Genomic DNA, 6,523 nt, shown 5'->3' with positions numbered 1-6,523 from the left:
ACGAATGTTGTTAGTGTGGCACTTGTGAAACCGGCGGAAGGGGCCGAGTGAACGACGAATTCAAGACGGACGCTCGGTCAGCAGCCGAGACGTGCGGGTGCGCGCCGACCCCGGCTGAGCAGCGCGCCCTGTGGCCGTCCGCCAGGCTGACCCGCCGCAGTGCGCTCACCGTCGGCGCGCTCAGTGCCGTCGCGCTGACCGCCTTCGGGCTCTCCGGTTCCTCCCTGATCGCGCATGCCGAACCCGGCTACCCCAGCTGGGACGACGTGCAGCGCGCGAAGGGCAACGAGGCCGCCAAGGGCGCTGAGATCACCCGCATCCAGCAGCTCATCCAGCAGCTCACTCAGCAGGCCGCCGACGCAGAGGCCGCCGCGCAGAAGGCCGGCGATGAGTTCTACGCCGCTCAGGAGGCCTACTTCGAGCAGGCCCAGCGCGCTCAGGATCTGCAGGGGCAGGCCGACGCCCAGGCGAAGATCGCTGCGGACAGTTCCCGCAAAGCGGGCCAGGTCGCGACGCAGCTGTATCGCAGCGGCGGTGATCAGGCCGCCCTCGAGCTGTTCCTCTCGGACTCGTCCCAGGGCGCCGACGGCCTGCTCTCGCGCCTGGGCAGCATGGACCAGCTGCTCGAGTACAACCGCACCATCGCCGACCGTGCTGCTGCGGCCCGCGATTCTGCGCAGGCCCTGACCGACCAGGCCAAGACGGCTCGTGACGAGCGCGATCGACTGCAGAAGATCGCCGAACAGAAGATGAAGCAGGCCCAGGCGGCGGCGGATGCCGCGCAGGCCGCCGTCACCGAGAAGGAATCCAACCTCGAGACCCTGCAGGCGCAGCTCGCCGCCCTCAAGGACACGACCGCCGCGACTGTCGCCGGCTACCAGAAGGGCGAGCAGGTCCGCAAGGCGCGTGAGGCCCGCGAAGCGGCCGAGCGCAAGGCCCGCGAGGAGGCTGCCCGCAAGGCCGCCGAGGAAGCCGCCAAGAACAACGGCGGCGGCAGTGGCGGAGGAGGCGGCTCCGGAAGCGGCAGCGGCTGGGTCCGCCCGCACGGCGGCTTCATCTCATCCGGCTACGGCTCGCGCGGCAGCGTCTGCCAGAACGGCAAGTGCAGCTCGAGCTTTCACCGCGGACTCGACTTCGCCAACGGCTGCGGCGCGCCCATCTATGCGGCGGCGTCGGGCACCGTCGTCAGTCGTTTTTTCACCAGCGGGTACGGCAACTACACGAAGATCAGCCACGGCGGTGGCGTCTCCACCGGCTATGCGCACCAGTCCCGCCAGATCGTGAGCGTCGGCCAGCACGTCAGCGCCGGTCAGGTGATCGGCTACTCCGGCAACACCGGCCGGTCGCTGGGATGCCACCTGCACTTCGAGGTGTACACCAGCGCCGGAACGATCAACCCCGCGCCCTTCCTGCGCGCCCGCGGCGTCAGCGTCTGATCCGCACGCGAAAAGCAGACGACGAAGCCCCCGGCGCGAACCGGGGGCTTCGTCGACAGGGTCAGTGACCCTCGGCCTCGCGGCGTGCGAAGGCCTCGTCGAGGATGCGCTGCGCCTCGGCTGCGTTGCCCCACTCGTCGACCTTGACCCACTTGCCGGGCTCCAAGTCCTTGTAGTGCTCGAAGAAGTGCGCGATCTCCTTCTTGGTGTACTCGGGCAGGTCATCGACGTCCTGGATGTGCGCCCAGCGCGGGTCCTTGCTCAGCACGGCGACGAGCTTGTCGTCGCCACCGGCCTCGTCGCTCATCTTCAGCACCGCGACGGGACGCACGTTGACGACGACGCCCGGGTAGATGGCGTGATCCAGCAGCACCAGCACGTCCAGCGGGTCCCCGTCCTCGCCGAGCGTGTTGTCGAAGAAGCCGTAGTCGGCCGGGTAGCCGAAAGTCGTGTACAGCACGCGGTCGAGGTGCACGCGACCGGTCTCGTGGTCGACCTCGTACTTCACGCGGCTGCCGCGCGGGATCTCGATGGTGGCGTCGTATGCGCCCATGTGCATTCTCCTTGAGTCGGATGCCGGATTCGGAAGATCATGAGGATGCCGCTGGGCATCCCGAACCAGGATACTCGTGCCTGGTCGTGCGCTCCGGCGCCCTCTACGGTGGAGGGGTGCCCTCGCTCGATCCCGCCATCGCCGAAGTCCGCCGTGCCGTGCGCGCATCCCTCGCGCCGCACGCAGGCTGCGCCGTGGTCGTCGCCCTCTCCGGCGGTGCCGACTCGCTCGCGCTGACCGCGGCGACGATCTTCGAAGCGTGCCGGATCGGCATCGCGGTGACGGCCGCCGTCGTCGACCACGGACTGCAGGTGGGATCGGATGCCGTCGCGCAGCGCGCTGCGGCGCAGGCGCGCGAGCAGGGAGCGGATGCCCGGGTGCTGACCGTGCGGGTGGATCCGCAGCATCCCGACGGTCCCGAGGCCGCCGCGCGCGACGCCCGCTACGCCGCCCTGCGGCAATGCGCGCGGGAGGTCGGAGCGGAAGCCGTGCTGCTGGGCCACACGCTCGACGACCAGGCCGAGACCGTGCTGCTGGGCCTCGCCCGCGGCTCGGGCGCCGCCAGCCTGCAGGGCATGCCGCCGGTGCGACAGGACGTGGACGGGATGCTGTGGCTGCGCCCGCTGCTGGGTGTGCGCCGCGCCACCACGCGAGCCTGCTGCGCAGCATCCGCTCTTCAGGTCTGGGACGACCCGCAGAACGCCGAGACGCGCTTCGCTCGCGTGCGCGTGCGCGAGACGGTGCTGCCGGTGCTCGAGGCCGAGCTCGGGCCGGGTATCGCTGCGGCCCTCGCCCGCACCGCCGAGCAGCTGCGGGAGGACTCCGAGGCGTTCGACGAGATGATCGACGAGACCATCGAGGACATCGTCGAGCATGCCGAGGCCGGCATCTCCGTCAGCGTCGCAGCCCTCGCCGCCAACCCCGCAGCTCTGCGGAACCGGATCATCCGGCTGGTGGTCGACAGCGAGTTCGGTGTCGGCCTGACGCGCGTGCAGACCCTGGAGGTCGCCCGTCTTGCGACCGACTGGTCGGGCCAGGGGCCCATCGATCTGCCGGGATGCACGGCACGCCGCGAGGGCGGACGCATCGTCTTCGCGGCGCGCTGAGGCGGGCTCGGGCCCTCAGTGGGGCGTCGGCTACTTCTTGCCGAACAGACCGCCCAGGATGTCGCCGATCACGTTGCCGCCCTGGCTGCCGGACGAACCGGTTGCGCCGCCGAACAGCCCGCCGAGCCCGCCGAGGATGTCGCCGAGTCCGCCGCCTCCCGTCGAGCCTGAGCTCTGCTGTCCACCGCCGAGCAGTCCGCCCAGGATACCGCCGAGACCGCCGCCGTTCCCGCTGCTGCCGCCCTTGGCATTGGCCAGCACGCCCATGATGATCGGGGCGAGGATCGGCAGGAGCTTGCCGAAGTCGATGCCGCCGGCGGTCTTCTCGGACTTGGTCAGGCTGTCGGTGACCTGCTGCTGCTTGTCGCCGAACACGTGGCCGAGGATCTTTCCGCCGTCGGCCTGATCGACGTCGTCCACCGTCGATGCGCCGGAGAAGCCGCCGTGGCGGTTCAGGGCGTTCTCGATGGCGGAGGAGCCCTCCGCCGTCTTCGCGTTGCTGGCGAGCCCGTGAACCAGGGCGGCACTGCCCTCGGTGACGGCCTGCCGTGCGACATCCGTGCTGACGCCGAACTTGGCGGCGATGTCGTCGATCGGCACCTGCTTGAGGATCTCGTCGAGGTCCATGGTCTTCCTTCCCCGCGGGCTCCTGTCCGCTCCTCCGCTCACAGTAGTGCGGATCCCGATCTAAACTCGATGCCATGCGCGCCGCGGACATTCCTGAAGACCTCGCCCAGATCCTCGTCACCGAGGAGGAGATCCACGCCAAGCTCGAGGAGCTCGCCGCGCGGGTGACGGTCGACTACGAGGGCAAGGACCTCATCCTCATCGGCGTGCTCAAGGGCGCCGTGATGGTGATGGCCGACTTCATCCGCGCGCTGCCCTTCCACGCGCCGATGGACTGGATGGCGGTCTCCAGCTACGGCGCCGGCACCAAGTCCAGCGGTGTGGTGCAGATCCGCAAGGACCTCGACACCGATCTGCACGGGAAGCACGTGCTGATCGTCGAGGACATCATCGACTCGGGCCTGACCCTGAGCTGGCTGCTGGAGAACTTCGAGTCCCGCGGTGCGGAGTCCATCGAGGTGCTGGCGCTGCTGCGCAAGCCCGAGGCGGCGAAGGTCGAGATCGACTGCAAGTACGTCGGCTTCGACATCCCCACCGAGTTCGTGGTCGGCTACGGGCTGGACTACGCCGAGCGCTACCGCAACCTGCGTGACGTCGCAGTGCTGGCGCCGCACGTGTATTCTTGACGCGCCGTCGGGGCAATGCCGCGGAGCGGCGTTGCGGCGCGGCGGGTCAAGGTTGAGCGAGGGAGCGCAGCGACTGAGACGAAACCCCGAACGCATCGAAGACTCCCGGTTCGCCGATGGTGAACGCACAGCAGGGGGCCAGTGCCCGGGCGGTACGCTGAACGGACCATGGATGTCAAGAAGATCTCACGCAACCCGCTGATCTACATCGTGCTGATCGGCGCGCTGCTCTTCGGCGGGTTCCTGCTGATCTCGAACCTGTCGGCGCCCACGCTGATCACTGCGCCGCAGGGCATCGAGCTGCTGCAGGGCAAGACGGTCACGAAGGCGGTCAACACCGACGGCGATCAGCGCGTCGACCTGACGCTGTCGAAGCCGTTCAAGGGCGCCACGAACGTGCAGTTCTACTACGTCGAGGCGCGCGCCCCCCAGGTGCTCAAGGCCATTGACGATGCCGGCATCAAGCCCGCCGACTCCAGCGACGTCGTGCCGCGCTCGACGTGGCTGGACGGGTTCATCTCCCTTCTTCTTCCCCTCGTGCTGCTGGGACTGCTGTTCTGGTGGCTGCTCTCGTCCATGCAGGGCGGCGGCAGCAAGGTCATGCAGTTCGGCAAGTCCAAGGCCAAGCTCGTCAACAAGGAGACCCCGACCGTCACCTTCGCCGACGTGGCCGGCGCTGACGAGGCCATCGAGGAGCTCCACGAGATCAAGGAGTTCCTGCAGGATCCGGGCAAGTTCCAGGCCATCGGTGCCCGCATCCCGAAGGGCGTGCTGCTGTACGGCCCTCCCGGAACCGGAAAGACGCTGCTCGCGCGTGCCGTCGCCGGCGAGGCCGGCGCCCCCTTCTACTCGATCTCCGGCTCGGACTTCGTGGAGATGTTCGTCGGCGTCGGCGCATCCCGCGTGCGCGACCTGTTCAACCAGGCCAAGGAGAACGCGCCGGCCATCATCTTCATCGACGAGATCGACGCCGTCGGCCGGCACCGCGGCGCGGGACTCGGCGGCGGCAACGACGAGCGCGAGCAGACGCTGAACCAGATGCTCGTCGAGATGGACGGCTTCGACCCCAACGCCAACGTGATCGTCATCGCGGCCACCAACCGCCCCGACATCCTCGACCCCGCACTGCTCCGTCCCGGCCGCTTCGACCGCCAGATCGGTGTGGACGCGCCCGACCTGAAGGGCCGCCAGAAGATCCTCGAGGTGCACGCCAAGGGCAAGCCGCTCTCCAAGAACGTCGAGCTCGAGGTCGTGGCCCGCAAGACGCCCGGGTTCACCGGCGCGGACCTGGCCAACGTGCTGAACGAGGCCGCTCTGCTGACCGCCCGCTCCAATGCGCAGCTGATCGACAACCGCGCTCTGGACGAGGCCATCGACCGCGTGATCGCCGGACCGCAGCGCCGCACCCGCGTGATGAAGGACCGCGAGAAGCTCATCACCGCGTACCACGAGGGCGGCCACGCCCTGGCCGCGGCGGCCATGAACCACACCGACCCGGTGACGAAGATCACCATCCTCCCGCGTGGCAAGGCACTCGGCTACACGATGGTGCTGCCGCTGGATGACAAGTACTCCGTCACCCGCAACGAGCTGCAGGATCAGCTGACGTACGCGATGGGCGGCCGCGTCGCCGAGGAGATCGTGTTCCACGACCCCACCACCGGCGCCAGCAACGACATCGAGAAGGCCACAGGCATCGCCCGCAAGATGGTCACCGAGTACGGCATGACCACGCAGGTCGGCCCGGTCAAGCTCGGCTCCGAGGGTGGCGAGATGTTCGTGGCCCGCGACATGAACCGCGGCCACGACTACTCCGACAAGATCGCCGAGACCGTCGACGAGCAGGTGCGCGCCCTCATCGAGCAGGCGCACGACGAGGCCTACCAGGTGATCAGCGAGAACCGCGATGTGCTCGACCGGCTGGCCCTGGCGCTGCTCGAGGAGGAGACCCTCGACCATCACCGGATCGCCGAGATCTTCACCGATGTGCGCAAGCTGCCCGAGCGCCCGCAGTGGCTCTCCAGCGACCGCCGTCCGGTCTCGACGCTGCCTCCGATCGCCGTTCCCGTGCGGGCCGTCGAGCCGGTCGCGGCCGACGAGCAGGCGCGCACCGAGACCACGCGTACGGCGGGGCCGAAGACCGTCGGCGGGCAGGCGCGGCCGGCGACGGCCTGA

The 6,523-nt window shown here is 69.0% G+C and carries 6 protein-coding genes; 4 read left to right on the top strand and 2 right to left on the bottom strand.

Annotated features, from left to right (window positions below):
• Positions 1–47: 47 nt before the first annotated feature.
• A complete protein-coding gene (locus tag Q0568_RS13460) occupies positions 48–1,436 on the top strand; it encodes a M23 family metallopeptidase (protein ID WP_298867392.1) in 1,389 nt (462 codons plus the stop codon).
• Between the two features lie 61 nt (positions 1,437–1,497).
• On the opposite strand, the gene ppa is transcribed toward Q0568_RS13460, so the two are convergent.
• Positions 1,498–1,989: an inorganic diphosphatase gene (ppa, locus tag Q0568_RS13455; RefSeq protein WP_298867390.1), complete on the bottom strand. Its 492-nt coding sequence runs from the start codon at positions 1,987–1,989 to the stop codon at positions 1,498–1,500.
• A 116-nt stretch (positions 1,990–2,105) separates the two neighbouring features.
• On the opposite strand from ppa, the gene tilS reads away from it, so the two are divergent.
• Positions 2,106–3,095 (top strand): tRNA lysidine(34) synthetase TilS, encoded by a 990-nt coding sequence (gene tilS / locus Q0568_RS13450; protein ID WP_298867388.1) that lies wholly within the window; start codon positions 2,106–2,108, stop codon positions 3,093–3,095.
• 30 nt (positions 3,096–3,125) lie between these two features.
• Here tilS and Q0568_RS13445 read toward each other — a convergent pair whose 3' ends face one another.
• On the bottom strand, positions 3,126–3,722 hold the full coding sequence (locus tag Q0568_RS13445; RefSeq protein ID WP_298867386.1) for a DUF937 domain-containing protein: 597 nt from the start codon (positions 3,720–3,722) through the stop codon (positions 3,126–3,128).
• 74 nt (positions 3,723–3,796) lie between these two features.
• Between Q0568_RS13445 and hpt the strand changes: the two genes are divergently transcribed.
• Both hpt and ftsH read left to right on the top strand, forming a co-directional pair.
• Positions 3,797–4,348, top strand: coding sequence for a hypoxanthine phosphoribosyltransferase (hpt, locus tag Q0568_RS13440; RefSeq protein ID WP_298867384.1), 552 nt, complete (start codon positions 3,797–3,799; stop codon positions 4,346–4,348).
• A gap of 168 nt (positions 4,349–4,516) precedes the next feature.
• Positions 4,517–6,523: an ATP-dependent zinc metalloprotease FtsH gene (gene ftsH, locus Q0568_RS13435; RefSeq protein ID WP_298867382.1), complete on the top strand. Its 2,007-nt coding sequence runs from the start codon at positions 4,517–4,519 to the stop codon at positions 6,521–6,523.

The sequence above is a fragment of the uncultured Microbacterium sp. genome (genome assembly GCF_937927635.1).
Classification (GTDB): Bacteria; Actinomycetota; Actinomycetes; order Actinomycetales; family Microbacteriaceae; genus Microbacterium.
Note: the sequence above shows the minus strand (reverse complement) of the source record. Positions and strands in the feature narration are given on the sequence as shown.

Excerpts from the sequence above, each read along its gene's own strand:
- ppa (WP_298867390.1), bottom strand. The coding sequence starts at position 1,989 with ATGGGCGCATACGACGCCACCATCGAGATCCCGCGCGGCAGCCGCGTG.
- Q0568_RS13445 (WP_298867386.1), bottom strand. The coding sequence starts at position 3,722 with ATGGACCTCGACGAGATCCTCAAGCAGGTGCCGATCGACGACATCGCC.
- hpt (WP_298867384.1), top strand. The coding sequence starts at position 3,797 with ATGCGCGCCGCGGACATTCCTGAAGACCTCGCCCAGATCCTCGTCACC.
- ftsH (WP_298867382.1), top strand. The coding sequence starts at position 4,517 with ATGGATGTCAAGAAGATCTCACGCAACCCGCTGATCTACATCGTGCTG.